Here is a 25,244-nt window from a genome sequence, read left to right on the forward strand (position 1 = left end):
CTGTGGCGCCATGAGGCAACAGAAGCACGGTTTCTCCAGCGGCGCCGGGCTGGTCCTCGGGGCGGCGCTGCTGTGGGGCACCGTCGGACCCGCGCAGGCCCTGGCCGGCACCCCCGTGAACCCCGCTGCCCTCGGCGGCTGGCGGCTGCTCGTCGGCGGCGTGGTGCTCGCGGCGCCCGCCCTGCGCCACCTGCCCGCCCTGCTCCCGGCGCTGCGGCGCGGGCTGGCCGGGCCCCTGCTCGTCTGCGCCGCCGCCACCGGCGTCTACCAGGCGGCCTTCCTCTACTCCACGGCCCGCACCGGTCCAGCGCCGGCCACCGTCGTCGCGCTCGGCACCGCGCCCGTCGCCACCGGTCTGGTCGCCCGGGTGGTGGCGGGCGAACGCCTCACCCCGACCTGGGCGGCGGCGACCGCCGCCGCGGTGACCGGCTGCGCCCTGCTGACGGCGCCCACCGGGAACGGCGTCGACGCGATCGGCCTGCTGGCCGCCACCGCCTCGGGCGTCTGCTACGCGCTGTACACCGTGTACGCGAAGCGGCTGGCCACCGACCATCCGGAGGTTCATCTGCCGACGGTGTCCGCCCTGTCCCTGCTGCTCGGCGCCGTTCCGCTGCTGCCGTGGACGGCCACGGACTCCGCCGCGCTCGGGCAGCCCGCCACGCTCGGCCTCGTCGCCTGGCTCGGGCTGGCCACCACCGCCCTGCCGTACTGGCTGTTCTCCGTCGGCATCGCCTCCACCAGCGCGACCGTCGTGGGCACCCTCAGCCTCGCCGAACCCCTCGCGGCGTCCGTGCTCGGCGTGTTCGTCCTGCACGAGCACCTGACCGCGACCGCCGTCATGGGCAGCCTGCTGATGTTCGCCGGACTCGCCGCGGCCTGCCTGCCGTCACCGCCCACCGTGCCAAGAGACGAACAAACCGCCGCGCCGAGGGACGAACAGCCCGCCGTACCACCGAGCGAGCCGTCGCCGGTGTCGCGCGGCTAGGGTCCCGGAGCGCCTCAGCCCCGATCCGCGCCCGCGGTCGCGCCACCCGGTCCCTCCTGCGACCGCCAGCCGTCGGTCAGCAGGTCGAACACGGCCTCCACGGCCGCGGCCGGATTCCGCCGCCCCCTGGCCAGGGTCGGGATCTCCAGGACGAAGCGGGCGAGCGCGGCGCAGGCCACGTCGTCCACGTCCCGGCCGAGCGCCTCCGCTACGGCGGCGCCGAGGGCGTCCGCGTGCCGCAGCCACATGCGCTCCGCGTACTCGCGCAGCGCGGGCGTTCCGTCCACCAGCTCGGTGAACCGCCGCAGCCGCGGATCCGACGCCATCGGCACCCAGCATCCCAGCGCGTGGGCGCGCAGCGCCTCGACCACGTCCTGTCCCGCGGGCCGTTCGCGCACGGCGGCGATCAGCTGCGCCTCGACGGCCTCCTCGCGGTCGAAGACCAGCGCCTCCTTGCCCGGGAAGTGCGCGAAGAGGGTCGTCGTCGACACGTCGGCCCGTTCGGCGACGTCACGGACGCTCACCCGGTCGAAACCGTGCTCCAGGAACAGCTCCAGGGCTGCGTCGGCGATGGCTTGCCTGGTCGCGGCCTTCTTGCGCTCGCGCCGGCCGACGGTCGGTGTGTCGGGCATGGCCCCACTGTACCCCAGCACTGGAATGAAGCAGAAACTTGACTCATTGCACTTTCTGACTCGTTTCTGCTTTGCTGTGGGTGCGGCGCCGCGCTGCTCATGCGGCAGGCACGGCACCCCGCCGCCCCCGACGAAAGGAACCCACCCTTGACCTCCCCCACCCCCACCAGCGCACGGATCAGCGTCATCGGCGCCGGTCCGGGCGGCCTCACCTGCGCCCGCATCCTCCAGCGGCACGGCATACCGGTGACCGTGTACGACCGCGACCCGGACGCCGCCTCCCGTGACCAGGGCGGCTCGCTCGACCTGCACGAGGAGGACGGCCAGCTCGCCCTGCGCGAAGCCGGGCTGCTGGAGGAGTTCTCCGCGCTCGCCAGGCCGGAGGGGCAGGAGATGCGCGGACTTGACCCGGCGGGGCGCCTGCTCTCCCACCATCTGCCGGACGAGGGCGAGATGGCCCGCCCCGAGATCGACCGCGGACACCTCCGCGAGCTGCTGCTGCGCTCGCTCGCCCCGGGAACGGTCCGGTGGGGGCACACGCTCGCGTCGGTCGGCGGTCCCGCCGACGGGCCGCGCACGCTGACGTTCACCGACGGTACGACGGCCGGGACGGACCTCGTGATCGGTGCCGACGGCGCCTTCTCCCGGGTCCGCCCCGCCGTGTCGGCCGCGACCCCGCAGTACACCGGGTTCGGCTTCCTCGAAGCGTGGTTCGACGACATGGAGCACGCGCACCCCGAGCTCTGCGAGCTGGTCGGGGAGGGCAGCGCCCACGCCGCCGACGGCGAGCGCGCCCTCTTCGCGCAGCGGAACGGCGGCGGCCACATGCGCGTCTACCTCATCCGGCACGTCGCCGCGGACTGGATGACGGCGAGCGGGCTGCGCCCCGAGGACACCGAGGGCATCCGCGCGCACCTGCTGCGCGAATACGCGTCCTGGTCACCCCGGTTGCTCAAGCTGATCAGCGACAACGACGGCGCCTACGTCGACCGCCCCCTCTTCGCCCTGCCGGTGCCGCACACCTGGGACCACTCCCCCAGCGTGACGCTGCTGGGCGACGCCGCGCATCTCATGCCGCCGCTGGGCGTCGGTGTCAACCTCGCCATGCTCGACGCCTGCGAACTCGCCCTCGCGCTCGCCGGCTCCCCCACCGTCGGCGACGCCGTCCGCACCTACGAGAAGACGATGCTGCCGCGCTCGGCCGAGACGGCCAGGCTGCTCGAAGGCGGCGCCGCACACCTGCTGTCCGTGACGATGCCGGAGGAACGGCCCAAGTGACTCACACGCACTGCGCCGACCGGGCGGTCAGCCGTCCCGACGGCACCGCTCTCCTGCTCGACGTGCACCGCCCGGCCCATGCCGAACGGCTCCCGGCCGTCCTGTACGTACACGGCGGCGGCTGGGGACGCGGCGACCGTACGACGGACGTGGACAAGCGGGTGCTGCCGCTCGTCGGCGCCGGTTTCGTCGTCGCCACGCTGGACTACCGCCTCGCACCGGAGCACTCCTACCCGGCGCCCGTGGAGGACGTCATCGCGGCCGGCGCGCATCTGCGCTCGGCGGCGGACCGCTTCGGCGTCGGTCCGGAAGCCGTCGGGGTCCGGGGCTCGTCCGCCGGCGCGTCGCTCGCCACGCCGGCCGCGCTCCGGCGACCGGACCTGTTCAAGGCGTTCGTGCACTACTGCGGGCCGACCGATCTGTACGCCTCGGCGTCCAGGAGCCCGATGGAGGCGTTCCTGCTCGGCGATCCGATCGAGACCGCCTACCTCGGCGGCCCCGGCGGGGACTGTCCCGAGCGCGCCGCGGCCGCCAGTCCGCTCCGGCACGCCGGGCAGGGGGCACGGCCGAGCCTCATCGTCCACGGCGACCGGGACCGCATCACCGGCCTCGCCGACGCGGAGGCGCCGCACCAGCGGCTGTCCCGGGCCGGGAGCGAGTCGACGCTGATGACCGTGGCCGGCGCGGGCCACGACGATCCGCGCTTCGACCAGCCGTTCGTCCGGGCCGCGACGGCCGCGTTCCTCGCCGACGCGCTCGGCTGACCCCCGCGCGCGTCCGTCCGGGCGGGCGCGGGCGGTGGCCGGCCGAGCGGGAAGACGTCAGCCGAGCAGGAAGACGTCCAGTTCCACACTGTCCGGTCTGCGTTCGCCCGTCGCGACGAAGAGGCGTTCGTTGAGCCAGGCCAGCGCGGGGGCGGCGGTGGTCAGGCGCGGGAAGCTGCGGAAGTAGATCCGTTCCGGCGCCACCTCCTCGCCCCGGACGAGGGCCGCGATGTCCTCGGGGCTCCCGGAGCGGATGCCGCTGTTGTGCACCGCGATCCGCTCGCCCCGGTCCGTCTCCAGGGCGTACCGGGCGTCGAGTTCGGTCAGGGTGGCGGTGCGCAGGACCTGGTTGTCCGCCCCGCCGGGCAGGACGACGCCGCGTGCCTCGGGGCCCGTGAAGCTGCCGCCGGTCAGCGGCACCAGCCGGCGGTGGCCGTCGGGCGCCGCGCCGAGGTCGTACGGCGCGTCGACGCGCACCGACAGATGGGCGAAGAAGGTGAGGGGCGGTGTCCTGGGGGCCGTCGCTGCCATGTCGTCGCCGTCCTTTCCGGGTTCCTGTCAGGTCCTTCGCGGTCCTGGAGCCTCAGTTGACGCGGGCGGCGAAGCCCTCGGGAAGGTCCTCGGGGCCCACCGCGACCACGCTCTCGTCGTCCTCGCCGACCTCCTCGAACAGCGTGATGCGCGCGAACTCCGGGACGACGTAGATCGGATAGGTCGGGCCTGCGTCCCGGTAGGCGCGCATCTCGTCCAGGTGGTCGTTCTGGTACAGCACCGTCTTGGAGCCGTCCTGCTCGATCCACTGCGGGAAGAAGATGGTGCCGTGCAGGACCCGGCGGCCGGGCAGCACATTGACGACGACCGAGGTCCCGGTCGGCTCGTTCCAGGAGATCTTGTAGACGTCCTCGGCCAGCCGCACCAGGTCGACCGCCTGGTCCTTCACCCACCGGCCGCCGACCATGCCCGTGTGGATGCGGTAGTCGATGGTCGTGGCGTTCTTGACGTACATCTCGTACTGCCAGCCGTTGGCGTACGTGTAGATGAACCGGTGCCCGGTGATGCCGGACAGCTCCTGCGGCGGGACGGGGTTCTCGACGGTGGTCGGGGTGTCGTGCCCGATGGCCATGGTGGTTCTCCTTGCTGTGCGCGGAGCGGCGGCCCGCCGGCGTGCGGTTCAGGCCGGCCCGGTTCGCCCGCTCCCGCATTTCACTGTGCCACAAAATATGTTTGTAACAAAACTCTAGGCCCGCGGGTCCACAATGGAGGCATGCGCGACACGGACACAGCAGTGGGCGGTAAGGGCGGCAAAGGGCTGCCGGGAGCGGCGCGGGTGGCCGCCGGGCTGGGCGGACTCCTCGGACCCCTGCGGCGCGCCGTCCTGCGCGCCACCCGGAACGCCGAGGGACTGCCGGACCTGCCCGAGGCGCAGATCGAGCTGTTGCGGGCGCTGTCCTCGGAGCCGGACGGCCTCTCCCCCGGGGCCGCGGCCGCGCGACTGCGGGTCGCGCCGTCCACCGTGAGCAACCTGGTCCGTACGATGTCCGCCGCACGTCTGGTGGAACGGGTCCGGCCCGAGCACGACCAGCGCACCGTCGTCCTGACCGCGTCGGACGAGGCCCTGAAGCTTCTGGAGCGTTACGACCGGGCCAGTACCGCGGCTCTCGTCCGGGTCGTCGAGGAACTGCCCGACGCCGACCGGACGGCACTGGACCGGGCGCTGCCCGCCCTGGACCGGCTGGTCACCGCACTGGAGGCGGCGGACGGCGGCGCCAGGGGCGGCGACACGCCACGGCCGTGACCGTGGGGCGCGGCAGCCGCGCGCCCCACCCGGACGCGGCGAGGCAGCACGGGCAGCCCCCGCAAGGAACAGCGCGCCCCGGCTACGGCACCCGCTTCCGTTCGATCTTCGTCCAGCTCTCGGGGGTCACCCAGTAGCGGTCCCCGTCGTCGTAGTCCGCCCGCGACCGGGCGTGGACGTGCACGAGGCCCTCCTCCAGGCGGTAGAGGAAGCCGCCCATCATGCCGACCACCCGGAAGTCGATCCGTACGGCCGGGCCCTCCGTCAGCGGGACCAGCGGCGGCAGCCGGTGCTCGATCTCGTCGAAGCAGCTGCCGGTCGTCTCCCGCAGCAGCGCGTGGAAGTGGTGCTCCAACCGGTCGGCGGGTGCGGGGAGTTGCCGGACCGCGACCGGTTCCAGGAGCTCCAGCAGATGCGCGTGTCCCCGTTCCCGCGCGATATCCACGGGCCGCCGCCCGTCCCGGGTGCGGTGCGTGCGCCAGGCGCCGTGCGCGAGCAGCCGGGAGACGACGGCGATCCCGGCGCCGTGCCAGGCCGCCTGGTGCAGCGCGGTGAAACCGCTGCGGCTTCCGGGCCGGGCCGGATTGACCCGCCTCGGATGCTGCGCCAACTCCTCGAACAGGCGGTTGAAGTCGGCGTCCCTGGCCGCGTCCGCGAGCCGGTCGCGCTCCTTCAGATACCAGTCGTTGTAGCGCTCGCGCTCGGTGAGGCCGTCCCATTCGATGTCGATCACCCGGCCACGCTACAGAAGCGGAGCGGTCGCTCCTGGCCCCGCCCGCGTTCTCAGGCGGCGTGCGAAGTGCGCCGGTCGGGCCGGGAAGGGTCCTGGCCGTGCCGGGCCGCCATCCGGGTGGCGGCCTTCTGCACGGGCCCGGACTGAAGTCGCCGGATCAGCCAGGCGTTGACGCGGATGCCGCGCTCCGTGCGCGGGGCCGCCTGGCGTACCCGGCCGGGGAACAGCTTCTGCGCCGCGCGGACGCGGGGCCGCATCGACTCCTCGAACGCCGTGAGGGCGCCGGGCAGCCGGTCGGGATGGTCCCGTACGGCGGCCGATTCGAGGGCGTCGGCCAGTTGTGCGGCGCCGCGGAGCGCGAGCGCCGTACCCAGTCCGCTCAGCGGGCTGGCGCACCACGCGCTGTCGCCGAGCAGGACCACCCGGCCCGCGTGCCACTTCGGCACCTGGATCTGGTCGTAGGTGTCGAGGGCGAAGTCGGGTGCGGTGCGCGCGGCGGCGAGGAATTCGCGGGTGCGCCAGCCCATGTCCGCGAACACCTCGTCGAGCAGGGTGAATTGGGCGGCGCGGTCCTGCCGGGCGGGCAGCCCGGTGGCGGCGAAGGTGAGTCCGACCTCCTGGGTGCCCGGGTGTCCGGGCCGCGCCTCGGCGGTCCGCCGGCCGGGCGCGTTGTGGGTGAGGAACCAGCCGTCGAGCGCGGGGGTGTCCGCCGTCTCGGTGAGCGTGAACCAGGCGTGGGCCAGGCCGAGCGGGCGGCGGTAGGACTCCTCGGGGCCGAAGCGCAGCCGCCTGACCCGCGAGTGGGCGCCGTCGGCCCCGACGACGAGGCCGAACTCCTCGGGCGGCGCGGTCCGGAAGCGTACGCGTACGCCGGTCGGGGTGTCCGTCAGCTCCTCGGCGGTCTCGCCGAAGCGGTGGGTGACACGGGCGCCGGCCGCCGCGTCGTGCAGGACGCGGGCGAGGTCGGCGCGCAGCAGTTCCTCCTTGGAGACGTAGCCGTTCCCGTCGAACGCCTCGACCGGCATGGTGGCGAGGCGGCGGCCGGTGCGGTCGACCCAGGCGGCCCCGCGCTGCGGCACGAGCCGGTCGAGGGCCTGCTCGAGCAGCCCGAGCCGTACGAGGACGTCGCGGCTGTCGCCGCGCAGGTCGACGGTCTGCCCGCCGGTGCGCAGGCCGGGCGCGATCTCCGCGACGGTGACCTCCCAGCCGGCCCGGCCGAGCATGACCGCCAGGGCGTCCCCCGCTATCCCGCCGCCGACCACCAAAACCTTCGGCTGACCTTTCGACATACCGGTCCCCTCACTCACCACTAATGCGAATGTCTCGCATTAGAAGGTACACCGACGGAATGCCTAACGCGAATGCCTCGCGATAAGCTGGCGGCATGACACAGGCAGCGGGGACGACCCGCCCCGGAGGGAGATCCGCCAGGACGCGGGAGGCGGTGCACGCCGCCGTGCGGTCACTGCTGGACGAATCGGCGGACGGCACGGTGACGGTGGCGGAGGTCGCGGAGCGGTCCGGCGTCCATCTCGCCACGCTCTACCGGCGCTGGCGCAACGCCGAGGGCCTGGTCCTGGACACCCTCTTCGAGGAGCTGAGCCGCCGCTCGCCCCTGCCGGCCACCGGCGACCTGCGCGGCGATCTGCTCGTCTACGCGCGCGGGCTGCTCACCGATCTCGGCTCGCCCGGCAACCTCGTGTTCGTCAGGGCGTTCGTCGCGGCGGCCCGTACCGGCGGTGCCGTGGGGCTGAGCGAGGTCGCCGAGCCACGGATGCGGCAGATCGAGGACATGCTCGCCGCGAGCGGCACCACGGAGCTCACCTTCATGGACGTCGGCGAACTGCTGCTGGCCCCGGCCTATGTGCACGCCCTGCTGGGCGATCCGCTCAGCCCCGACGCGGACGCCGAACGCCTCGTGGGCAACCTGCTCGCCGTACGGGACCACCGCCGGTCGCGCGAGGCGCCGGCGGCGGACTGACCCGGCCCTCGCCGGGTCCCGGTCACTTCCCGGTGACGTCGGTGCAGTACAGGTCCCTGCCCGGCAGGCGTCCCGTGGTCAGGAAGGTGACGGTGGCCTTGTCGGCGCAGGCGGAGCCCTCGTCGTAGACGTAGTGGCCGCCGTTGTCGACGCCCACGAACACGGAGCGGTCACCGAGGGCCTTGTGCAGTGCGACGCCGCTCTCCCAGGGGGTGGCGTTGTCCCGGCGGTTCTGGAGGATCAGGGTGTTGCGCGATCCCTTCGCGGCGACGGTGACCGGCTTCTCCGCCGGCCCGTCCCAGTACGCGCACGCCCAGATGTTGGCCGGCATGCCCGCGGTGAGCGGCCACTTCCTCCGGTCGGCGGCGGTGCGCTCGGCGTAGCCGTCCACGTCCTTCGGCCATGCGGCGTCGCCGCAGGTGAGGGCCAGGAACATGGTGACCTGGTTGTCCGCGGGGACGCCCGGGGACGCCGGGGTGTCGGCGAGCACCTGCTCGAGGACCTTCGCGTCGGCGTCCGTGAGGCTGCCGTCGGCGAGGTCGGCGGCGGCCTTCCAGAACGCGGTGAGCGGCCGGAGGGTGTCGTTGTGCAGCAGCATGCCGTAGGTGACGGTGCGCAGCAGTGGTCCGGTCAGCGACAGGGACGTGCCGGGGAGCGGTGCGGGTTCGCGGTCGAGGCCGTCGGCCAGCTTCAGGTAGGTCTCGGTGACGTCCTCGACGGTGTCTCCCAGGCCGAGTGTGTCCGCCTGGGCCGCGGCGACGCGCGCCGCGTCGGGGAAGCGGTCGGCCATGCCCTTGCCCCAGGTGTCGGCGACCTCGTCGGCCCACACCTTGGTGGCGTTGACGTTGCCCTCCAGGATCATCCGGTCGGTCCGGTCCTGGAACAGGGACCGGTAGACGGCGCCGAGGTAGGTCCCGTAGGACTGCCCCCAGTAGGAGATCTTCCGCTCGCCGAGCGCCTGGCGGACGCGGTCCAGGTCCCGGGCGGTGTTGGCGGTGGTGAAGTACTTCAGCTTCTCCCCCAGCGTGTCGGCGCACTGCGCGGCGTCGGCCTCGGCAAGTTCCACGTTGGCGTCGATCGAGCCGTCCGCCGCGGGATAGGGGAAGCGCCCGTACACGGTGGGGTCGTCGAAGCCGCAGCTCTGCGGGGTGCTGTGCTCGACGCCGCGGGGGTCGAAGCCGATCAGGTCGTAGGTGTTCCGTACGGACTCCGGCAGGGTGGCCGCCATGGTGCCGGGCATGTCCAGGCCGCCCAGGGCCGGTCCGCCGGGGTTCAGGAACAGCACGCCGTGCCGTGCGCCGGACTTGGCGGCGGCGAGCCGGGAGACCGCGATCTCGATCTGCTCACCGTCCGGGTCCTGGTAGTCCAGCGGGACCTTCAGCGTTCCGCAGGTCAGGTCCGGGTTGCGGGTCGTGCCCTCGGCGGGTTCGGGGCACGTGCCCCAGCTGATGGCGGCGTGCCGTGCCGTCTGCTGCCCGGCCGCCGTCTTCTTCTGCGCCGTGTCCCCGGCGTCCGCCTCGTCGCAGGCGGTCAGCCCACCGCCGGCCAGCGCCGTGACCGCCAGGGCCGCGGCGAGCCGCCGTACCCCCGCCCGGCCGCCTCGTCCGGAACTGCGCAGCACTGTCATGGTGTCGCCCTTCGCTACTCGGTGCGGCCGAACTCCGTTGCACGGCCGTCTTGTTGACCGGTGCCGAGTCAACCGGGGGCGGCCGGTGCCGCACGTCACCACTCAGTGGACAGCTCGGGTAGCTCGCTCGGGGGACAAGGACGTGCGCGGCACAATTCGCCGGCGGCGCGGGCCGGTCGCGGACGAGCATGGGGCGCATGACCGAGCAACCCGCGCGATGGACCCGGGCGACCGTCTGCCCCGACATGTGGGCCGCCCCGGAGGACGATCCCCGTAACAGCGAAGGGAGAAGTCCGGAGGGCGAGCTCGCGACGCTGGAGGACTTCCTCACCGACTACCGTCTGACCCTGCGGATGAAGTGCGAGGGCCTGACCCCGGAGCAACTGGCCCGCCGGTCGGTCCCGCCGTCGACGATGTCCCTGCTCGGCCTGGTCAGACACCTCGCCGAGGCGGAACGGGACTGGCTCAACTGGATCAGCGACGGCGCCCCGCTGCCGAAGCTGTACGGGGAGGGCGACGGGGACTTCGACGGAGCCGTCGGCGAACAGGCCGTGGCCGACGAGGCGTACGCCGCTCTGGAGCGCGCGCAGGCCGCGACCGACGCCGCGCCGGCCCGCCACCCGGACCTGGGCGAGCGCCTGGGCAAGGACGCCATCGTGGTACGGGAGCTGCTGGTGCACCGGGTCGAGGAGTACGCCCGCCACTGCGGCCACGCCGACCTGCTGCGCGAGTGCGTCGACGGGAGGGTGGGGCAGTGATCGGGGGCCGGGGCGCGAGAAGTTGAGCGGGGGCCGCGTCAACTGCGGCACCGGTTGCGTCGCAGCGACGGCCGCACCATGGCTACGACGCGCTCCCGGTCACTGGTACGGCAGTACCCCCGCCGGTACCTCCGCGTCCTTCGCCTTGTCCCCGGCCGCCAGTTGACCGGCGTAGCCCGCCTCGGTCCACACCAGTTTCTTGAACTGCTCGGGGGTGAGCACGCCGCGCCACGGGGTGCCGCCCGGGCAGAACACCGAGCCGCAGCCGGCGCAGTAGTGCGCCGGCGCCCACAGGTGCCGCGCGCGCGGGGATCCGGCCCCGGCGGCGGCCTTCTCCCGGCGGTCGTCCCGCACCACCACGAAGGTCCCGACGAGACAGATCAGCGCGAGCGCCGCGCCGCCGAGCGTGTACAGCGGCTTGTCCTGCTGGACTCCCGTGTACGCGAGGGCGGTTCCGATCCCGGTGAGCACCAGTCCCTCCAGGGCGTGCACGCAGCCGTCCCCGGACTTGTCCGGTCCCGGCGCCAGGCGCCCGTACAGGTCCTGGCGCATCGCGCCCTTGCCGCCGCGCGCTTCCCCGACCGTCCGCGCCCCGGCGGTTCCGCACCCCGGACAGACCACGCCGACCGGCCCGCCGGCCCCCTGGAACTCCATGTGGATCACCCTATCGGGGCTCACGAGCGACGCCCCGGCCGGCCTTCCGCGCCCGCGGGCAGCACCGATAACGTCGCATCGCCGTCGCGGCTCCGCCGGCGAAAGGACGACAGACATGGGCAACACCGCGCTCCTCGTCATGGACGTCCAGCAGGACATCGTGGCCATCGCCGACGACGGCTCCGGGTATCTGCCCCGCCTGCGCCGGGCGATCGACGGGGCCCGCGCGGCGGGCAGGTGCGTCATCTACGTCGTCATCGGCCTACGGCCGGGCCTCCCGGACGTCGGCCCCCGCAACAAGGCACTCGCGCCCGCCGTGGCGGCCGGTCTCTTCCGCGAGGGCGAACCCGGCACCCGGATCCACCCCCTCGTCGCGCCCCGGCAGGGCGACGTGGTGGTCACCAAGCGGCGCGGGAGCGCGTTCTCGGGCAGCGACCTGGACCTGGTGCTGCGGGCCCGTGGCATCGACAGCCTCGTCCTCGCCGGCATCGCGACCGGCGGCGTGGTCCTGTCCACCCTGTGCCAGGCCGTCGACCTGGACTTCGGCCTCACCGTCCTGGCGGACGCCTGCCTGGACACCGATCCGGAGGTGCACCGGCTGCTCACGGAGAGGCTGTTCCCCCGGTGGGCGGACGTCGTCACGGTGGAGGAATGGCTCGAAGGGGCGGCACCGCAGTAGACCGCGTCAGCCGGAACCGGCGGCGGCGTCCGGACAGGTGCCGGTGCCCGGCGGTGGTTCGGCGACGCCCACGCAGCACCCGGACACCGTCCTGACGCGCGCCGACCAGCCCCGCGCGGAGAGGTCGTCGGTGAGGGTACGGGCGTCGCGGAACACCTTCACGACGCGGTACCGGCTGCCGTCGTCGAGGCGGCGCAGGACCGACGGGACGGGCCGGCCGGCGAGGACTTCCTCCTCCGCGGCGGCGGCGGGGCCGTCGTCGACGAAGACCGCCCTGCCGCCGGGTGCGAGCGCGGCGGCGACGGTGTCCCAGAAGGCGGTCAGCCGGGCCGGCGGGACGTGGGAGAGCCAGAAGGCGAAGAACACGGTGTCGTAGCGGCGCGGCGGTCGCCAGGCGAAGAGGTCGGCCTCGATGAACCGGACCCGGGGGGACGTCGCACGCGCCCGCGCGAGGGCCAGCATGCCGGCCGCCGCGTCGAGCGCCGTCACCGACCGGGCCCGTGCCGCGAGCCTCGTGGTCCACTGCCCCGTACCGCAGGCGAGCTCCAGCACGTCCCCGGTGACGGGGAGTTCATCGACGACCGTCAGCAGCTCGCGCAGGTGCGCGCGCTCCGCGTAGGGCCGGTCGTACTCGGCCGCGCCGGCCCGGTAGTAGGCCAGCTGCTCGGCCAGGAGAGCGTCGTCGTTCATGCCGACACCCTCGGCCTTCACCTTCGGGCAAGGTCAAGGCCGAGGACGCCGGGGACGAGAACGAGGACGGGGACGGGGACGGCGGGTGCCCGCCGGGCGTCACTTCGCCAGGGCCGCCTTGACGTCGTCCAGGACGATCTGCGCGGAGAGCGGGCCGCCCGCGCTGTTCCAGGCCGAGCCCTCGATGACGACGACGTGCTTGTCCTTCTCGGCCTTCAGCTTGTTGAAGTTGGTGACCTTCTGGGCCTCGGCGTACGCCTTCTCTCCGTCGGCCTCGTCGCCGAGCGTGCCAAGGAACAGCCAGTCGCCGTCGATGGTGTCGAGCTTCTCCAGGGAGACCGGCTCGCTGTGCCCGGTGCTCGCGCCCTGCTGGTCCTCCGGCCGGGTCAGGCCGAGCGCCTTCAGGGTCGAGCCGACGACCCCGTCGCCCTTGCCGACGACGGAGGGCGCGCCGTCCTGCCAGCGGACCACGGACACCGACTTGCCCGCGTTGCCGCCGAGCTGCTTCTTGGTGTCGGCGACCTGGGTCTCGAAGTCCGTCAGCCACTTCTCGGCGTCGGCCTTCTTGTTGAGGGCGTCGGCGGTGTCGGTGAAGGCCTTCTTCCAGTCCTCGTTGAGCTTGGCGGTGACGACGGTCGGCGCGATCTCCTGGAGCTTGTCGACGGTCTTCTTCGCGCCGGTCGTCTCGTCCAGCAGGATCAGGTCGGGCTGGAGCGCGGCCAGCTTCTCCATGTCGGCCTCGGCGACGGTGGCGACGACCTGCGCCTTGGACGCCTTGTCCGCGAGGTACGTGGACGCGCCCTTCTGTCCCCGGCCCGCGGTCGTACCGACCGGCTCCACACCGAGCGCGAGCGCGGCGTCCAGCGTCGGTTCGCTCAGCGCGACGACCTTCTTGGGGTCGCTGGGCACCTCGACCTTGCGCCCCTGGGCGTCGGTGATCCGGCGCGTGTCCGACGCCGCGTTCTGCTTGCCGCTGTCGCCGTCGTCGCCACTGTCGCTGCCGCAGGCGCTCAGGAGCAGGGCTCCCGTGACGGCGACGGCCGAGGAGAGCAGGACCGCGCGGCGGGAGGTACGAGTGGAGGACATGTCTGTGAGGCTCCTAAGGGCAAAGAGGGCGAACGGCGCTGCGCTGGCGGCACAGCCGTCGGCAAGCCAGGTTAGGTTAGCCTAAGCTCATCGCATGCCGACAGAAACACCTCTCCACCCGGGAGCGACGCGGCGGCTCCCGGTCCCCCGCCGCAGCCGCCTTCCACTCGCCGCGGGCCTGCTGCTCGGTGTCGCGCTGCTGCTCGCGGCGGCCGCGTTGTCGCTGGCCGTGGGCACGGAGCGGATCCCGCTCGGCGACGTCTGGTCGGGCCTGTTCTCGCCCTCCGGGTCACGATTCGACAACATCGTCCGGGAGTTGCGGCTGCCGCGGACCCTCATCGGCATCGCGGTCGGCGCGGCGCTCGGCCTCGCGGGCGGCGTGATGCAGGTACTGACGCGCAATCCGCTGGCCGACCCGGGACTGCTCGGGGTGAACGCGGGCGCGTCCGCCGCCGTCGTCACCGCGATCAGCGTCTTCGGCATCACCTCGATCTCCGGCTACCTGTGGTTCGCGCTGGCGGGCGCGGCCGTCACCGCCGTCGCCGTGCACGCGCTCGGCGGCACCCGCTCGGCCACCCCGGTCCGGCTCGCGCTCGCGGGCACGGCCGTCAACGCGGCCCTGTTCGGCTATGTCAACGGCCTCCAGCAGTGGGATCTGAGCACCCTCGACTCCATGCGGTACTGGTCGGTCGGCACCCTCGCCAAGCGCGACCCGCAACTCCTGCTCACCGCGCTGCCGTTCCTGGTCTGCGGCGCACTGCTGGCGTTCGCGCTGGCCCGGCCGCTCGGCGCCCTCTCGCTCGGCGAGGACCACGCCCGCGCGCTCGGCACCTCGGTCCGGCGCACCCGCGTGCTGTCGATCGTGGCCATCACCCTGCTGTGCGGCGGCGCGACGGCCGTGTGCGGGCCGATCGGCTTCATCGGGCTGATGATCCCGCACGCGGTCCGCGCGTTCACCGGCCCCGACCCGCGCCGGCTGCTGCCCTGCTGCGCGCTGTTCGCGCCGGCCCTGATGCTCGTCTCCGACGTACTGGGCCGGATCGTGGTGGCGCCGTCCGAGATCGAGGTCGACATCGTGACCTCGTTCCTGGGCGGTCTGCTCTTCATCCATCTCGTACGCCGGCGGAAGGTGGCCCAGCTGTGAGCCCGGTCGAGGACAAGACCCGGCGGGGCCACGCCGTCCGCCGCGACTGGCGCCACGGCCGGATGCGGGCCGGCCGCTACTCCGTACGCTTCGACCCGCGCACCGTCCTGGTCTGCGTCGCGCTGATCGTGGTCGGCGCGGTCGTGGTCGTGCTCTCCGTCGGTACGGGAACGTACGAGCTGTCCCCCGTCGAGGTGCTGCGCACGTTCGCCGGGAACGGGCCGCCCGGCGCGGAGTTCATCGTGCTCGACCTGCGGCTGCCGCGCGCCCTGACGGCCGTCCTCGTCGGCTTCGGCACGGGCATGGCCGGGGCCGTCTTCCAGTCGCTGACCCGCAACCCGCTGGGCAGCCCGGACATCATCGGCTTCGGCAACGGCGCCTCCGCGGGCGCGCTCGTCGCGATCATCTTCCTCGACGCGGGAGCGCCCCAGACTGCCTTCGGCGCGGTCTTCGGCGGCTTCGCCACGGCCACGGCGGTGTATCTGCTGGCCTGGCGCCGCGGCGTGCACGGCTACCGGCTCGTCCTGGTCGGCATCGGCATGTCCGCGGTCCTCGGCTCGGCGACCAGCTTCCTCTACGTACGCGCCGACATCGGCAAGGCGGCGCAGGCCGCGAGCTGGATGATCGGCTCCCTCAACGACCGCGGCTGGAGCGAGGTCCGCATCGCCGCGCTCGGCCTGCTCGTCTGCGCCCCGGTCGTCCTCGGGTACGCGCGGCGGCTGACGGTGCTCGAGATGGGCGACGACACGGCGGGCGCGCTCGGGATACCGGCGGAGCGCAGCCGTCTGGTGCTGCTGAGCGCGGGCACCGGACTGACCGCCATGGCCGTGGCCGCGGCGGGCCCGATCCCCTTCCTGGCCATGGCCGCACCGCAGTTGGCGCGCCGCCTCACCCGGGCCGCGGGTCCGAACGTACTGCCCGCCGCCTGGATGGGCGCCCTGCTGGTCGCCACCGCGGACCTGGTCACCCAGCGCGTGACCGGTTCCGCGCTGATGCCGGTCGGCGTGGTGACGGGCGTGGGCGGCGGACTGTACCTGGCCTGGCTGCTGCTGCGGGAGCGCCGGGCGCACCATCTGTGAGACGAGCGAACGCCATGAAGGAAGGAAGCGAGGGCGCCTTGAGCGACGTGACGGCGGTCGGCAGTCCGCGGCTGGCGCGGCTCCTGCACGAGACGAGGACGGAGGGAAGCGCGGCCCTGGACCGCTTCTGGCGGGAACTGGCGGACGAGGGCGCGCCCCTGGTCGAACCCGTACCCGGCGCCCCGGAGGAACGCCTGGTGACGGTGGTGTGGCGCGAGGACCGGCCGGTGGCGGGCGTCTACGTCATGGCGAACCGCGTCACCGACAAGCAGCACGCCCGCCGCGGCATGATGCGCCGCCTGGGCGACACCTCCCTCTGGTACGTCAGCCTGCGCCTCCCCCTCGGGCTGCGCTGCGCCTACCGCGTCCACCCCTTCGGCCCGGACGATCCGCACCTGACGGCGGACGGCCCGCGCGCCGGCTCCGCCCGCGGACTGCCCGACGACCGCACGGATCCCTTCAACCGCCACGCCACGGGCCCGTTCGGCTCGATGATCGAGCTGTCCGGCGCCCCTTCGCTGGCCGAATGGCTCACGGGCCCTCGCACCACCGGCGGCCGCACCGACGCGTTCGGCTTCACCGCCGCCGACGGCACCGCCTACCGCGTACGGCGCTTCGTGCCCGCCACCGGCGGCCCGGACACGGAACTGGGGCTGCTCGTCGTCTTCGACGGCGAGCGGTGGTTCGACCGGTACGGCATCACCGGCGCCGTCACCGCGGCCGTCGAGGCGGGCCGGATGCCGCCCACGGCCGTCGTCGGCATCGAAGCGGGAGCCACCCCCGAGGAGCGGATGCGGCAACTCGGCGCGAGTCCGCGGTTCATCGACACCCTCGCCGACGAGATCCTGCCCACCGTGACCAAGGCACTCCCCCGCTGGGCGGGGACCGGGCGCACCGTCCTGAGCGGCCAGAGCCTCGGCGGCCTCACGGCGCTGGCGGCGGCCCTGCGCCGGCCCGAGGCGTTCGGCACCGTGCTCGCCCACTCGGCCTCGACCTGGTGGCGCCCCGGCATGACCGCCCGGCCGCGGGTGATTGCACCCGGGGCCGACACCTGGCTGTACGAACAGGCCGCCGCGGCGCAGGTCGGCGACGTCACCATCCGCATGGACGTCGGTTCCAACGAAGGCGGCATGGTCGACGACCTGCGCGCACTGCACTCGCTCATGGCGGCCCGTGGCTTCGACGTCTCCCTGCACGTCTACACCGGCGGCCATGACCACTGCTGCTGGGCCGCGGCGCTCATGGCCGGACTCACCGGCTGACACCGTGCAAGGACAGCAGGACGGAGGGACCGGATGGGCGGCCGGGGGGGTCAGTTGCCCACGCCGAGGCTGTCCATGAACCCGGACGGATAGCGGTCGCCGCGCGCCGCCCCCGCGGGCACCGCCTTCTCGATCTCGGCGAGGTCGTCCGCGGTGAGCTCCACCTCCAGCGCGGGCAGCGCCTCGGCAAGCCGCTCGCGGGTTCGGGCGCCGACCAGCGGCACGATGTCCTCGCCCCGCGCGGCCACCCAGGCGATGGCCAGCTGGGCGACCGTGCACCCCTTGGCCTCGGCGACGCGTCGCAGCGCCGCCACGAGCGCGAGGTTGTGCTCCACGTTCTCGTCCGAGAACCGCGGACTGAAGCCGCGCATGTCACCGGGGCCCGCGCTGTGCCCCGCCGACCAGTGCCCGGAGATCAGCCCGCGGCCGAGAACGCCGTACGCGGTCAGGCCGATGCCCAGCTCCCGCAGTGTCGGCAGCACGTCCGCCTCCACGGCACGGGAGATCAGCGAGTACTCGATCTGGAGGTCGGCGACCGGGTGCACGGCGTGCGCCCGGCGGATCGTCGCCGCGTCCACCTCGGAGAGGCCGAGGTGGCGCACGTACCCGGCGTCGATCATCTCCTTGATCGCGCCCACCGTCTCCTCGATCGGCACGGCCGGGTCGAGCCGGGCGGGACGGTAGATGTCGATGTGGTCGACGCCCAGCCGGGTCAGCGAGTGGGCCAGGAAGTTCTTCACCGCCTCGGGACGGCAGTCGTGTCCGCCGTAGTGCTGTCCGGGGCTCACCAGCATGCCGAACTTGACGCTCAGCAGGTAGTCGTCCCGGTTCCGGCCGCGCAGCGCCTCGGCGAGCAGCAGCTCGTTGTGGCCCACGGCGTAGAAGTCACCGGTGTCGATCAGGGTGACACCGGCCTCCAGCGCGGCGTGCACGGTGGCGACGCTCTCCGCGCGGTCGGCGGCTCCGTAGGCCCCCGACATGCCCATCGCGCCGAGGCCCAGCGCGGAAACGGCGGGTCCGGTGCTGCCAAGGGTTCGTGTCTGCATCGCGCATCTCCTCAGGTCGTCCGCCGACGGCCACCGCGGGCCGTCGATCCGCCACCACCTTGCGCCCGCGCCGCGGCGGGCGGGAGCGGAGCGTTCATCATGGGAGTGCCGCTCCCTGGCCCGGCCCGCCCGCCGCGAGGGACCATGGGGGCATGGAACGTGAGCAGCTCGCCGACTTCCTCCGCCGCCGCCGCGAGGCGATCCGCCCGGCCGAGGTCGGCATCGCCGACGGCCCCCGCCGCCGTACCACCGGCCTGCGCCGGGAAGAGGTGGCCATGCTGGCCGGCATGTCGGTGGACTACGTCGTACGGCTGGAGCAGGGCCGCAGCAGCCAGCCCTCGCCGCAGTTGCTCGGTGCGCTGGCCCGGGCGCTGCGGCTGTCCGACGACGAGCGCGGCCATCTGTTCCACCTGGCCGGGCACGCGCCTCCGCCCGCCGACGGGACGGCACGCCTCGCCCGCGCCGGCCTGATCCGGATGCTGGACCTGCTCGGCGACACCCCCGCCCTGGTCCTGTCCGACCTGGGCGAGGTCCTCGCGCAGAACCGGACGTCGGTCCTGATGGCCGGGGACCTGACCCGCTTCACCGGCGACCGGCGCTACATGGCGTACCGCTGGTTCACCGAACCGGCCGCCCGCGAGGTCGGGTTGCCTCAGGAGCGGGAGCGCCAGGCCCGCCAGCTCGTGGCCGACCTGCGGGCGACCGCCGGCCGCCGCTCGGGCGATCCCGCGGTGGCCGGGCTCATCGACCGGCTGCGGGCCGCGAGCGAGGACTTCCGCCGCCTCTGGGCGGAGCACGAGGTGGCCGTCCGGCGCGCCGACCGCAAGACCCTGGTGCATCCGCGGGTGGGCCCGCTGACGATGGACTGCGAGACCCTGCTCACCCCGGACCAGGGCCAGTTGCTGCTGGTGCTCACCCCGGCGGACGCCGGGACCCGCGAGCGCCTGGAACTGCTGCGGGTGCTGGGCACCGAGGAGTTCCCCGCCTCCGGTACGACGGACACCACCGCGCGCTGAACCGGACGGTTCCGCCGCAGTGGCGGAACCGCCTCAGTCAGTCGCCGAGGGCTCCGAGGGCCCCGGTCATGGTGTCGAGGTCGGCGAGGAGCGCCGTGAGGCGCCGTGCGGGCATGGCCGCGACCATGCGTTCCTCGATGGCGTAGACGGCTCGGCGGGCGGCGTGCAGGCGCCGCTGTCCGGCCGGGGTGAGGTGAACGGGCAGGGCGCGGCCGTGGTCCGTGGTGTCCGGCCGGGTGATGAGTCCGGCGTCCTTGAGGCCGCGCAGGACGACGTTGGCCGACTGCCGGGTGACGAAGGTGCCCCGGGCCAGTTCGGCGTTGGACAGACCCGGCCGCTCGTCGAGCAGTTCCAGGCAGGAGTACTGCGGGACGGTGAGGTCGTGTTCGCGCAGGGCCTTGTCCATGGCGCTGCGCAGCGCGGCCGAGGCGCGCTTGAGTCGGTATCCGACGTGCTCGGTGACGTCCTTGGCGGGGTGGGGCGAGGGCAGGGGTGCACGGTCTTCCATGTCAGCATTTTGACATGTGCGAGCGCCCGCGCCTACAGTCACGCATGTCAAAGTCCTGACATCGAGTCCCGGCGTCGAGCCCTGACATCGAGCCCGGCGTCGAGTCCCGGTGCCGGGTCTGGACATCGAGCCCTGACACCAACGCCTTGGAGGAACCCATGCCCGCAACCGTCGACGGCCCCGACTTCATCGCTCTCCAGGTGAAGGACGTGCCCGCCGCGGCCGCCTTCTTCGAGGAGCGCCTCGGACTGCGCCGGGCCCCCGCCTCGCCGCCCGGCGCCGTCGTCTTCACCACCAGCCCGATCCCGTTCGCCGTCCGCGAGCCGCTTCCGGGCACCGACCTGGACGGCGACGCGCGCCCCGGCCTGGGCGTGGCGCTGTGGCTGCGCACCTCGGACGCGAGCGCGCTGCGCGAGCAGTTGGCCGAGGCGGACACGCGGGACGTCGGCCCGCTCCAGGACAGCCCGTTCGGGCCGACGTTCTCCTTCACCGGCCCCGAGGGCTACCGGCTCACCGTGCACGGAGGCTGACCGTGACCGCCGTCGTCCTCACCGCCCGCGGCCCGTTCTCGCTCACGGCCGCCCTGCGTTTCCTCAAGACGTTCACTCCGGCCTGTTACACGGGAGGGCGGCGGGACGGGGTGCTCCGCCTCGCGTTCCCCTCGGACGACGGCCGCTTCACCGTCACCGCCGCCGTACGGCAGGAGCGGACGGCGGCGGACGACGGCGCGGAGCGAGCGGGCATCACACGGCTCCCGGAGGAAGGGGCGGTGCACGCGGACGGGGGGACGGTGCAAGCGGACGTCACCCTGCACCCGGCCGCCCTCGAGAGCATCGCCCCCTCGCCCGGCGAAGAACCCTGGGCTGCCGCGACGGCGGCAGTCGCCCGCGCCCTCTCCCTGGACGTGGACGGCTCCCGCTTCCCCGCACTGGCATCCGCCGATCCGGTGGCGGCCGGCCTCTTGGCGGAGTTCCCCGGACTGCGGCCGGTGTGCTTCGACTCGCCCTACGAGGCGGCGGCATGGGCGATCATCGGCCACCGGGTCCGGATGAGCCACGCCGCCGCGGTCAGGACGCTGCTCGCCCAGCGGTACGGCCACCGCGTCGAGGTCGCCGGGCAGGAGCTGTCCGCCTTCCCCGCCCCGCAGGTGCTGCGCACCGTCACGAGCTTCCCGGGCCTCGATGAGGTCAAGCTGCGCCGGCTGCACGCCGTGGCCGACGCCGCGGCCGCCGGTGAACTGGACGCGGCCGGCCTGCGCGCGCTGCCCGCCGAGGACGCCCTCGCCGCGCTGCGGGAACTGCCCGGCATCGGCCCGTTCTCCGCCGAACTCGTCCTCGTCCGCGGCGCCGGCCACCCGGACCTCTTGCCCCGTCACGAGCCCCGGCTGCACGCCGCCATGACCGACGCGTACGGCCTCGCGGACGGCTCGCCCGGCGTCTTTGCCCTCGCACGCCTCGCGGAGCGGTGGCGGCCCTACCGCAGTTGGACCGCCCTGCTGCTGCGGGCGCACGCGGACCCGCGCGTCACGCGGGCGCCCGGTCCGTACCGCCGTTCTTCTCGATGACCACCTCGGCGATCTCCCCCAGCAACGCGATCTGGCCGGGGGTGAGATGGTCGAGGAAGAACCGGCGGACGTCCTCCACGTGGTGCGGGGCGGCGGCACTGATGGCCTCCCGGCCCGCCGGGGTGACCTGGACGAACGCCCCGCGCCGGTCGTCGGCGCACTCCTCGCGGGCGGTCAGGCCGCGCTTGCCCATCCGGGTCAGGTGGTGCGACAGCCTGCTCTTCTCCCAGTTGAGCACCCGCGCCAGCTCGGAGATGCGCAGGTGGCCGCCCGGCGCCCGGGTCAGCTCGGCCAGGACCGTGTAGTCGGCGGCGGACAGTCCGAACGCGTCCTGCATGGACCGGCCGGCGCGGTCGACCAGTACGTCGTGCATGCGCAGCAGTCCGCGCCACGCCTGTTCTTCGGTCATGCTCAGCCAGCGAGGTTCCGCACTCATGGGTTCACTGTACGAGACGGTTGACGCGTCACACATCGACGCCCTCGTACCGGCCCCCTTGGCGGCTCGCCCTCACTCGGCCCGGGCCAGCGGGGCCAGTTCCCGCCACTGCGCCCGGGGCAGTCCGGGCCGCCCGCCGATGACGTGCAGCGCGACATGGTCGGCACCGGCGTCGTGGTGGGCGCGGACCCGCTTGCCGATGGCCTCGACGTCGCCCCGGGCCACGACCGCGTCGATGAGCCGGTCACTGCCGCCGCCGGCCAGGTCGGACTCGGTGAACCCCTGGCGCAGCAGGCTGCCGGCGTAGTGCGCCATGCCGATGAACGGCGCGAGGAAGCTCCGGGCGGTGGCGCGGGCCCGGTCGGCGTCGCGGTCCACCACGACCGCCTGGTACGGCGCCAGCAGGGGGCCGGTGCCGAGCAGGGACCGTGCGGTGGCGGTGAAGTCGGGGGTGACCATGAAGGGGTGCGTTCCCGCGCCGCGCCGGGCGGCCAGCTCGGTGAGCTTCGGGCCCATGGCCGCGATGACGCGTTCGCCGGCCGGGACCGGCACGGGCGCCCGGTCGAAGCGGTCGAGGTAGTCGTTCATGGCGGCCAGCGGGCGGTAGACGCCTCCGGCGCCCCGGGCGGTCGCCGCGTCGCCGACGCCGAGCCCGAGCAGCAGGCGGCGGCCGTAGCTCTGCTGGAGCCGCGCGTGCCCGGCGGCCATCTCCTCGGCCGGGTACCGCCAGATGCTGAACACGCCGGTGGCGACGGCCGCGTTCCCGGTGGCCCGCAGCAGCCGCTCGGCGTCGCCGAGGACGTCACCGCCGCCGAGTCCGGGGATCCACAGCGCGCCCCACCCGGCCCGGTCGAGTTCGGCCGCGGCCTCGTGCGTCTCCACGGGATCCTGCGCGGTGCGCAGTTCGGGGCTCCAGATACCGGTCCGTCCGATGTACATGATGTTCTCCGTCCCCGGGCCGGGCGCGCCTCCGGCCGGAGCCGGAGGCCGCGCGCCGCCGCGTACTCGCTGTCCTGCCCTGCTGTTCTCTCGCTGCCGTGCGCCGGTCAGACCTGGTTGGCGCCGCCGTCGACGTAGAGCTCGGTGCCGGTGACGAAGCTGCTCTCGGCGGTGGCCAGGAAGAGGGCGACGGAGGCCACTTCCGCGGGCCGGCCCATCCGCCCCAGCGGCACGGTGCTCGCCAAGTGGTCCCGCAACTGCGCGGCCTGCTCCTCGTCGGGCGCGAGCCCGTTGATCCCGGGCGTCTCGATCGGGCCGGGGACCACGGTGTTGACGCGGATGCCGCGCCCCTTCAGCTCGTTGGCCCAGGTCCGCGAGAAGGACCGGACGGCCGCCTTGGAGGCGCCGTAGACACCGAAGGCCTCGCCGCCCGTGGTCGCCGCGGTGGAGCCGGTGAGGATCACCGAGGCGCCGTCGTTCAGCAGCGGCAGGGCCTTCTGGACCGTGAACAGCACGCCCTTGACGTTCGCGCCGAACGTCGCGTCGAAGTGCTCCTCGGTGACCTGCTCCAGGGTGGCGAACTCACCGCCGCCGGCGTTGGCGAACAGGACGTCGATGTGGTGCCCCTGCTCGGCGACGGCGGCGTAGAGCCGGTCCAGGTCCGCCGGCTGCGCGCTGTCGGCCTGTACGGCGGTGACGGCACCGCCGATCAGCGCGACGGCCTCGTCCAGCGCCTCCTTGCGCCGCCCGGTGATGTAGACGCGGGCGCCCTCCTCGCTGAAACGGCGGGCCGCGGCGAGCCCGATACCGCTGGTGCCGCCCGTGACGACGGCGGTCTTCCCGTCAAGCTGTCCCATGACTGTCTCCTGAGCTACTGGGTTGCCGAGCCATTGAGTTACTGCGCTCCGCGCGGCCCCCGAGGGGTTCGTTCAAAGCTCAATCAACTTAACCCCGAATAGGTGACACGTCAACTAAATCTCCGGCCGTCGGCCACTCACCGCAGCCGGCCCGCACCGCTGGAGGCGTCCGGTACCGATCCCACTACTGATGACGCGTCAGCACACGGAGCGCACGGCGTCCCTCGCGAGCCGCGGCCGTGTCACTCCCCCGGTGCCCGCAGCCGCCGTACGCGCGCGGGCGCCGGGCCGGTCGACTCGCGCGGGACGTAGGTGGTGCGCAGGGTGTTCCGGGCGGGGCCGGGCCGTGGCACCGCCCACGCGGCGGACCAGGATGTCGGCCTGCGCCGACTACGTCAACGCCGGCATCCTCGGCGGCCCCTCCACGACGATGACCGGCAACATCATCCAAACCGAGTACTTCACCAACCACGACTGTCCGAGCACCGCCGCGCTGTCCTTCGTCCTCATGGGCGCGCTGCTGCTGGCCGTGTTCACCTGTGCCCGCGCCCTGGGCACCGACGACGTGCTGGAGGCGGTCGCGCGATGAGCACCGAGACCCTGGCCCCCGCCGCACCCCGGTCCCGCCCGGCCGTACGGGTGCGCCGCCGCCCCACCCTGACCCTGTACAGCGCGCTGGTGCCGGCCTGGCTGCTGCTGCCGATCGCCGTGATGATCGTTTGTTCGGCTTCGACGACACCGGCAGCAAGGTCAACTTCACCTGGCAGGGCTTCCCCCTGAACCGGTACCGGCACCTGTTCGCCATCCCCAATCTGACCTCCGCGCTGGTCAGCAGCCTCACCATCGCCCTGGTCGTCGCCGTGGTCGCCACCCTGCTGGGCACCCCGATCGGGCTCGCGCTCGGCCGCCACCGCTTCCGCGGCCGGGGCTCGGTGGACCTGCTGATGTTCACCGCCATCGCGGCCCCCGAGATCGCCCTCGGCGCCGCCCTGCTGTCGCTGTTCATCGTCATGGGCGTGCCGCGCGGCTACTGGACGGTCGTCCTCGCGTAGTCGTCGACGGCCAGGGCAAAGCAGAGCAGGGCGCCCGAGGCCACCCCGGGCAGCAGCATCGGCAGGGTGACCAGGCGGAACGCCGTCCACGGGCCCGCACCCAGATCACCAGCTTCAACGCCGGCCGTACGGTCACCTTCCCGCTGTGGGTCTACAGCGCCAGCCGTACCGGCGTACCCCCGCAGGTCAACGTCATGGGAACGCTGATCTTCGTCGGCGGACTGGTCATCGCCGGGGCGAACGTCCTCTTCTCCCGGCGCCGCAGGGCCTCTTCCAGGGCGAGGACGAGACGCGGGCGCTGACCGACCGGGCCGAGGCGTTCGCCCGGCGCGTCTCCAAGGACGTCACCGTCTTCGACACCCACGACTACCCCCTGGAGGGCATCAGCCCGTAGTTCCGCGGACTGCTCGCCCCGCTGGTCCTGGACACCGTGATGAACCGGGTCAGCAAGCACCTGGAGCGGGTCCGCGACCACTCCCTCGACCTGCGCCGCTGCTACCGCGTGGTGGAGTACTGACCCGCGGGACCGTCTCCGGCCCGCCGGAAGGCCCGGCCCGTCCATCCGCCCCGCGCGCCCGGGGCCCCCCCCCCCCGCCCCCCCCGGGGGGGGCCCCGCCCCCCCCCGCCGCCCCCCCCCCCGCGCGCGGGAGGGCGCCCCCACCCCACCCCCCCCCCCCCC

Annotated in this window: 30 protein-coding genes; 15 read left to right on the top strand and 15 right to left on the bottom strand. The window is 73.6% G+C overall.

The genetic code is table 11. The features are described 5' to 3' along the window. Positions 1-10: 10 nt before the first annotated feature. Positions 11-985, top strand: a complete 975-nt coding sequence (locus tag ACFV6E_RS38115) for a DMT family transporter (protein WP_385167980.1) — start codon at positions 11-13, stop codon at positions 983-985. Positions 986-999: 14 nt separating this feature from the next. Here the strand turns inward: ACFV6E_RS38115 and ACFV6E_RS38120 are convergent, their stop codons facing one another. Further along, complete coding sequence (locus ACFV6E_RS38120) at positions 1,000-1,617, bottom strand: TetR/AcrR family transcriptional regulator (RefSeq protein WP_385468040.1); 618 nt, start codon at positions 1,615-1,617, stop codon at positions 1,000-1,002. Positions 1,618-1,764: 147 nt separating this feature from the next. On the opposite strand from ACFV6E_RS38120, the gene ACFV6E_RS38125 reads away from it, so the two are divergent. Then, positions 1,765-2,895 carry an FAD-dependent oxidoreductase gene (locus ACFV6E_RS38125; RefSeq protein ID WP_385468043.1) on the top strand — a complete coding sequence of 377 codons (1,131 nt, stop codon included), beginning with the start codon at positions 1,765-1,767 and terminating at the stop codon, positions 2,893-2,895. Then, positions 2,892-3,659 (top strand): alpha/beta hydrolase family protein, encoded by a 768-nt coding sequence (locus ACFV6E_RS38130; protein WP_385468045.1) that lies wholly within the window; start codon positions 2,892-2,894, stop codon positions 3,657-3,659. Before ACFV6E_RS38125 ends, ACFV6E_RS38130 begins: the two co-directional genes overlap by 4 nt. Before the next feature lie 57 nt (positions 3,660-3,716). Here ACFV6E_RS38130 and ACFV6E_RS38135 read toward each other — a convergent pair whose 3' ends face one another. Together ACFV6E_RS38135 and ACFV6E_RS38140 are read right to left on the bottom strand one after the other, a co-directional pair. After that, the gene (locus ACFV6E_RS38135) at positions 3,717-4,190 is read right to left on the bottom strand and encodes a DUF3237 domain-containing protein (RefSeq protein WP_385167973.1); all 474 of its coding nucleotides are present in this window, start codon (positions 4,188-4,190) and stop codon (positions 3,717-3,719) included. A gap of 52 nt (positions 4,191-4,242) precedes the next feature. Continuing rightward, positions 4,243-4,782 (bottom strand): phenolic acid decarboxylase, encoded by a 540-nt coding sequence (locus ACFV6E_RS38140; RefSeq protein ID WP_385167971.1) that lies wholly within the window; start codon positions 4,780-4,782, stop codon positions 4,243-4,245. A gap of 141 nt (positions 4,783-4,923) precedes the next feature. On the opposite strand from ACFV6E_RS38140, the gene ACFV6E_RS38145 reads away from it, so the two are divergent. Then, complete coding sequence (locus tag ACFV6E_RS38145; protein WP_385167969.1) at positions 4,924-5,454, top strand: MarR family winged helix-turn-helix transcriptional regulator; 531 nt, start codon at positions 4,924-4,926, stop codon at positions 5,452-5,454. An 82-nt stretch (positions 5,455-5,536) separates the two neighbouring features. On the opposite strand, the gene ACFV6E_RS38150 is transcribed toward ACFV6E_RS38145, so the two are convergent. Further along, complete coding sequence (locus tag ACFV6E_RS38150) at positions 5,537-6,187, bottom strand: ankyrin repeat domain-containing protein (protein ID WP_385167967.1); 651 nt, start codon at positions 6,185-6,187, stop codon at positions 5,537-5,539. Positions 6,188-6,237: 50 nt separating this feature from the next. Further along, positions 6,238-7,476 carry an FAD-dependent monooxygenase gene (locus ACFV6E_RS38155; RefSeq protein WP_385468048.1) on the bottom strand — a complete coding sequence of 413 codons (1,239 nt, stop codon included), beginning with the start codon at positions 7,474-7,476 and terminating at the stop codon, positions 6,238-6,240. 95 nt (positions 7,477-7,571) lie between these two features. On the opposite strand from ACFV6E_RS38155, the gene ACFV6E_RS38160 reads away from it, so the two are divergent. Beyond that, positions 7,572-8,168 carry a TetR/AcrR family transcriptional regulator C-terminal ligand-binding domain-containing protein gene (locus ACFV6E_RS38160; protein ID WP_385167963.1) on the top strand — a complete coding sequence of 199 codons (597 nt, stop codon included), beginning with the start codon at positions 7,572-7,574 and terminating at the stop codon, positions 8,166-8,168. A gap of 22 nt (positions 8,169-8,190) precedes the next feature. On the opposite strand, the gene ACFV6E_RS38165 is transcribed toward ACFV6E_RS38160, so the two are convergent. After that, positions 8,191-9,795, bottom strand: coding sequence for an alpha/beta hydrolase (locus ACFV6E_RS38165; RefSeq protein ID WP_385468051.1), 1,605 nt, complete (start codon positions 9,793-9,795; stop codon positions 8,191-8,193). 188 nt (positions 9,796-9,983) lie between these two features. On the opposite strand from ACFV6E_RS38165, the gene ACFV6E_RS38170 reads away from it, so the two are divergent. Continuing rightward, complete coding sequence (locus tag ACFV6E_RS38170; RefSeq protein WP_385468053.1) at positions 9,984-10,553, top strand: DUF664 domain-containing protein; 570 nt, start codon at positions 9,984-9,986, stop codon at positions 10,551-10,553. A gap of 99 nt (positions 10,554-10,652) precedes the next feature. Here ACFV6E_RS38170 and ACFV6E_RS38175 read toward each other — a convergent pair whose 3' ends face one another. Then, positions 10,653-11,207, bottom strand: a complete 555-nt coding sequence (locus tag ACFV6E_RS38175; RefSeq protein WP_385167957.1) for a hypothetical protein — start codon at positions 11,205-11,207, stop codon at positions 10,653-10,655. Positions 11,208-11,322: 115 nt separating this feature from the next. On the opposite strand from ACFV6E_RS38175, the gene ACFV6E_RS38180 reads away from it, so the two are divergent. Next, a complete protein-coding gene (locus ACFV6E_RS38180; protein ID WP_385167955.1) occupies positions 11,323-11,886 on the top strand; it encodes a cysteine hydrolase family protein in 564 nt (187 codons plus the stop codon). Positions 11,887-11,892: 6 nt separating this feature from the next. Here the strand turns inward: ACFV6E_RS38180 and ACFV6E_RS38185 are convergent, their stop codons facing one another. After that, positions 11,893-12,576 carry a class I SAM-dependent methyltransferase gene (locus tag ACFV6E_RS38185; RefSeq protein ID WP_385468056.1) on the bottom strand — a complete coding sequence of 228 codons (684 nt, stop codon included), beginning with the start codon at positions 12,574-12,576 and terminating at the stop codon, positions 11,893-11,895. A 99-nt stretch (positions 12,577-12,675) separates the two neighbouring features. Further along, positions 12,676-13,662, bottom strand: a complete 987-nt coding sequence (locus ACFV6E_RS38190) for an ABC transporter substrate-binding protein (protein ID WP_385167951.1) — start codon at positions 13,660-13,662, stop codon at positions 12,676-12,678. Between the two features lie 94 nt (positions 13,663-13,756). Between ACFV6E_RS38190 and ACFV6E_RS38195 the strand changes: the two genes are divergently transcribed. From ACFV6E_RS38195 to ACFV6E_RS38205, 3 genes are all read left to right on the top strand, one after another. Continuing rightward, entirely contained in the window at positions 13,757-14,806 is a 1,050-nt protein-coding gene (locus tag ACFV6E_RS38195) for a FecCD family ABC transporter permease (RefSeq protein ID WP_385167949.1), read from the top strand. A 62-nt stretch (positions 14,807-14,868) separates the two neighbouring features. Continuing rightward, positions 14,869-15,885, top strand: coding sequence for a FecCD family ABC transporter permease (locus ACFV6E_RS38200; RefSeq protein WP_385468081.1), 1,017 nt, complete (start codon positions 14,869-14,871; stop codon positions 15,883-15,885). A 47-nt stretch (positions 15,886-15,932) separates the two neighbouring features. After that, a complete protein-coding gene (locus ACFV6E_RS38205) occupies positions 15,933-17,147 on the top strand; it encodes an alpha/beta hydrolase-fold protein (RefSeq protein WP_385468082.1) in 1,215 nt (404 codons plus the stop codon). A gap of 50 nt (positions 17,148-17,197) precedes the next feature. Here the strand turns inward: ACFV6E_RS38205 and ACFV6E_RS38210 are convergent, their stop codons facing one another. Then, on the bottom strand, positions 17,198-18,193 hold the full coding sequence (locus tag ACFV6E_RS38210) for an aldo/keto reductase (RefSeq protein ID WP_385468059.1): 996 nt from the start codon (positions 18,191-18,193) through the stop codon (positions 17,198-17,200). A gap of 152 nt (positions 18,194-18,345) precedes the next feature. Between ACFV6E_RS38210 and ACFV6E_RS38215 the strand changes: the two genes are divergently transcribed. Continuing rightward, positions 18,346-19,209 carry a helix-turn-helix transcriptional regulator gene (locus ACFV6E_RS38215; RefSeq protein ID WP_385468062.1) on the top strand — a complete coding sequence of 288 codons (864 nt, stop codon included), beginning with the start codon at positions 18,346-18,348 and terminating at the stop codon, positions 19,207-19,209. Between the two features lie 37 nt (positions 19,210-19,246). Here the strand turns inward: ACFV6E_RS38215 and ACFV6E_RS38220 are convergent, their stop codons facing one another. Further along, positions 19,247-19,717 (bottom strand): MarR family winged helix-turn-helix transcriptional regulator, encoded by a 471-nt coding sequence (locus tag ACFV6E_RS38220; RefSeq protein WP_385167943.1) that lies wholly within the window; start codon positions 19,715-19,717, stop codon positions 19,247-19,249. A gap of 158 nt (positions 19,718-19,875) precedes the next feature. Between ACFV6E_RS38220 and ACFV6E_RS38225 the strand changes: the two genes are divergently transcribed. Both ACFV6E_RS38225 and ACFV6E_RS38230 read left to right on the top strand, forming a co-directional pair. Beyond that, positions 19,876-20,247, top strand: a complete 372-nt coding sequence (locus ACFV6E_RS38225; RefSeq protein ID WP_385468064.1) for a VOC family protein — start codon at positions 19,876-19,878, stop codon at positions 20,245-20,247. A 2-nt stretch (positions 20,248-20,249) separates the two neighbouring features. Continuing rightward, positions 20,250-21,281 (top strand): DNA-3-methyladenine glycosylase family protein, encoded by a 1,032-nt coding sequence (locus ACFV6E_RS38230; protein WP_385468067.1) that lies wholly within the window; start codon positions 20,250-20,252, stop codon positions 21,279-21,281. Here ACFV6E_RS38230 and ACFV6E_RS38235 read toward each other — a convergent pair. The 3 genes from ACFV6E_RS38235 to ACFV6E_RS38245 all read right to left on the bottom strand — a co-directional run bounded on the left by ACFV6E_RS38235 (position 21,241) and on the right by ACFV6E_RS38245 (position 23,513). After that, the gene (locus tag ACFV6E_RS38235) at positions 21,241-21,717 is read right to left on the bottom strand and encodes a MarR family winged helix-turn-helix transcriptional regulator (RefSeq protein ID WP_385167937.1); all 477 of its coding nucleotides are present in this window, start codon (positions 21,715-21,717) and stop codon (positions 21,241-21,243) included. The two genes, ACFV6E_RS38230 and ACFV6E_RS38235, sit on opposite strands and share 41 nt — an antisense overlap. A 72-nt stretch (positions 21,718-21,789) precedes the next feature. Further along, positions 21,790-22,656 carry a TIGR03620 family F420-dependent LLM class oxidoreductase gene (locus ACFV6E_RS38240; RefSeq protein ID WP_385468070.1) on the bottom strand — a complete coding sequence of 289 codons (867 nt, stop codon included), beginning with the start codon at positions 22,654-22,656 and terminating at the stop codon, positions 21,790-21,792. 107 nt (positions 22,657-22,763) lie between these two features. Next, positions 22,764-23,513, bottom strand: a complete 750-nt coding sequence (locus ACFV6E_RS38245) for an SDR family oxidoreductase (RefSeq protein WP_385167933.1) — start codon at positions 23,511-23,513, stop codon at positions 22,764-22,766. 346 nt (positions 23,514-23,859) lie between these two features. On the opposite strand from ACFV6E_RS38245, the gene ACFV6E_RS38250 reads away from it, so the two are divergent. Further along, positions 23,860-24,102 carry a hypothetical protein gene (locus ACFV6E_RS38250; RefSeq protein WP_385167931.1) on the top strand — a complete coding sequence of 81 codons (243 nt, stop codon included), beginning with the start codon at positions 23,860-23,862 and terminating at the stop codon, positions 24,100-24,102. A gap of 130 nt (positions 24,103-24,232) precedes the next feature. Beyond that, complete coding sequence (locus ACFV6E_RS38255) at positions 24,233-24,565, top strand: ABC transporter permease (protein WP_385468073.1); 333 nt, start codon at positions 24,233-24,235, stop codon at positions 24,563-24,565. A gap of 151 nt (positions 24,566-24,716) precedes the next feature. Here ACFV6E_RS38255 and ACFV6E_RS38260 read toward each other — a convergent pair whose 3' ends face one another. After that, a complete protein-coding gene (locus tag ACFV6E_RS38260) occupies positions 24,717-24,929 on the bottom strand; it encodes a hypothetical protein (protein WP_385468076.1) in 213 nt (70 codons plus the stop codon). Positions 24,930-25,244: the final 315 nt, after the last annotated feature.

Origin of the sequence: Streptomyces sp. NPDC059785, from assembly GCF_042732375.1 — a bacterium.
In the GTDB taxonomy this organism is placed as follows: Bacteria; Actinomycetota; Actinomycetes; order Streptomycetales; family Streptomycetaceae; genus Streptomyces.

What these genes read in the sequence shown, in the direction of transcription:
- ACFV6E_RS38115 (WP_385167980.1), top strand. Translation starts at nt 11, where the DNA reads ATGAGGCAACAGAAGCACGGTTTCTCCAGCGGCGCCGGGCTGGTCCTC.
- ACFV6E_RS38120 (WP_385468040.1), bottom strand. Translation starts at nt 1,617, where the DNA reads ATGCCCGACACACCGACCGTCGGCCGGCGCGAGCGCAAGAAGGCCGCG.
- ACFV6E_RS38135 (WP_385167973.1), bottom strand. Translation starts at nt 4,190, where the DNA reads ATGGCAGCGACGGCCCCCAGGACACCGCCCCTCACCTTCTTCGCCCAT.
- ACFV6E_RS38140 (WP_385167971.1), bottom strand. Translation starts at nt 4,782, where the DNA reads ATGGCCATCGGGCACGACACCCCGACCACCGTCGAGAACCCCGTCCCG.
- ACFV6E_RS38145 (WP_385167969.1), top strand. Translation starts at nt 4,924, where the DNA reads ATGCGCGACACGGACACAGCAGTGGGCGGTAAGGGCGGCAAAGGGCTG.
- ACFV6E_RS38155 (WP_385468048.1), bottom strand. Translation starts at nt 7,476, where the DNA reads ATGTCGAAAGGTCAGCCGAAGGTTTTGGTGGTCGGCGGCGGGATAGCG.
- ACFV6E_RS38160 (WP_385167963.1), top strand. Translation starts at nt 7,572, where the DNA reads ATGACACAGGCAGCGGGGACGACCCGCCCCGGAGGGAGATCCGCCAGG.
- ACFV6E_RS38165 (WP_385468051.1), bottom strand. Translation starts at nt 9,795, where the DNA reads ATGACAGTGCTGCGCAGTTCCGGACGAGGCGGCCGGGCGGGGGTACGG.
- ACFV6E_RS38170 (WP_385468053.1), top strand. Translation starts at nt 9,984, where the DNA reads ATGGGGCGCATGACCGAGCAACCCGCGCGATGGACCCGGGCGACCGTC.
- ACFV6E_RS38175 (WP_385167957.1), bottom strand. Translation starts at nt 11,207, where the DNA reads ATGGAGTTCCAGGGGGCCGGCGGGCCGGTCGGCGTGGTCTGTCCGGGG.
- ACFV6E_RS38180 (WP_385167955.1), top strand. Translation starts at nt 11,323, where the DNA reads ATGGGCAACACCGCGCTCCTCGTCATGGACGTCCAGCAGGACATCGTG.
- ACFV6E_RS38185 (WP_385468056.1), bottom strand. Translation starts at nt 12,576, where the DNA reads ATGAACGACGACGCTCTCCTGGCCGAGCAGCTGGCCTACTACCGGGCC.
- ACFV6E_RS38190 (WP_385167951.1), bottom strand. Translation starts at nt 13,662, where the DNA reads ATGTCCTCCACTCGTACCTCCCGCCGCGCGGTCCTGCTCTCCTCGGCC.
- ACFV6E_RS38195 (WP_385167949.1), top strand. Translation starts at nt 13,757, where the DNA reads ATGCCGACAGAAACACCTCTCCACCCGGGAGCGACGCGGCGGCTCCCG.
- ACFV6E_RS38200 (WP_385468081.1), top strand. Translation starts at nt 14,869, where the DNA reads ATGCGGGCCGGCCGCTACTCCGTACGCTTCGACCCGCGCACCGTCCTG.
- ACFV6E_RS38210 (WP_385468059.1), bottom strand. Translation starts at nt 18,193, where the DNA reads ATGCAGACACGAACCCTTGGCAGCACCGGACCCGCCGTTTCCGCGCTG.
- ACFV6E_RS38215 (WP_385468062.1), top strand. Translation starts at nt 18,346, where the DNA reads ATGGAACGTGAGCAGCTCGCCGACTTCCTCCGCCGCCGCCGCGAGGCG.
- ACFV6E_RS38220 (WP_385167943.1), bottom strand. Translation starts at nt 19,717, where the DNA reads ATGGAAGACCGTGCACCCCTGCCCTCGCCCCACCCCGCCAAGGACGTC.
- ACFV6E_RS38225 (WP_385468064.1), top strand. Translation starts at nt 19,876, where the DNA reads ATGCCCGCAACCGTCGACGGCCCCGACTTCATCGCTCTCCAGGTGAAG.
- ACFV6E_RS38235 (WP_385167937.1), bottom strand. Translation starts at nt 21,717, where the DNA reads ATGAGTGCGGAACCTCGCTGGCTGAGCATGACCGAAGAACAGGCGTGG.
- ACFV6E_RS38240 (WP_385468070.1), bottom strand. Translation starts at nt 22,656, where the DNA reads ATGTACATCGGACGGACCGGTATCTGGAGCCCCGAACTGCGCACCGCG.
- ACFV6E_RS38245 (WP_385167933.1), bottom strand. Translation starts at nt 23,513, where the DNA reads ATGGGACAGCTTGACGGGAAGACCGCCGTCGTCACGGGCGGCACCAGC.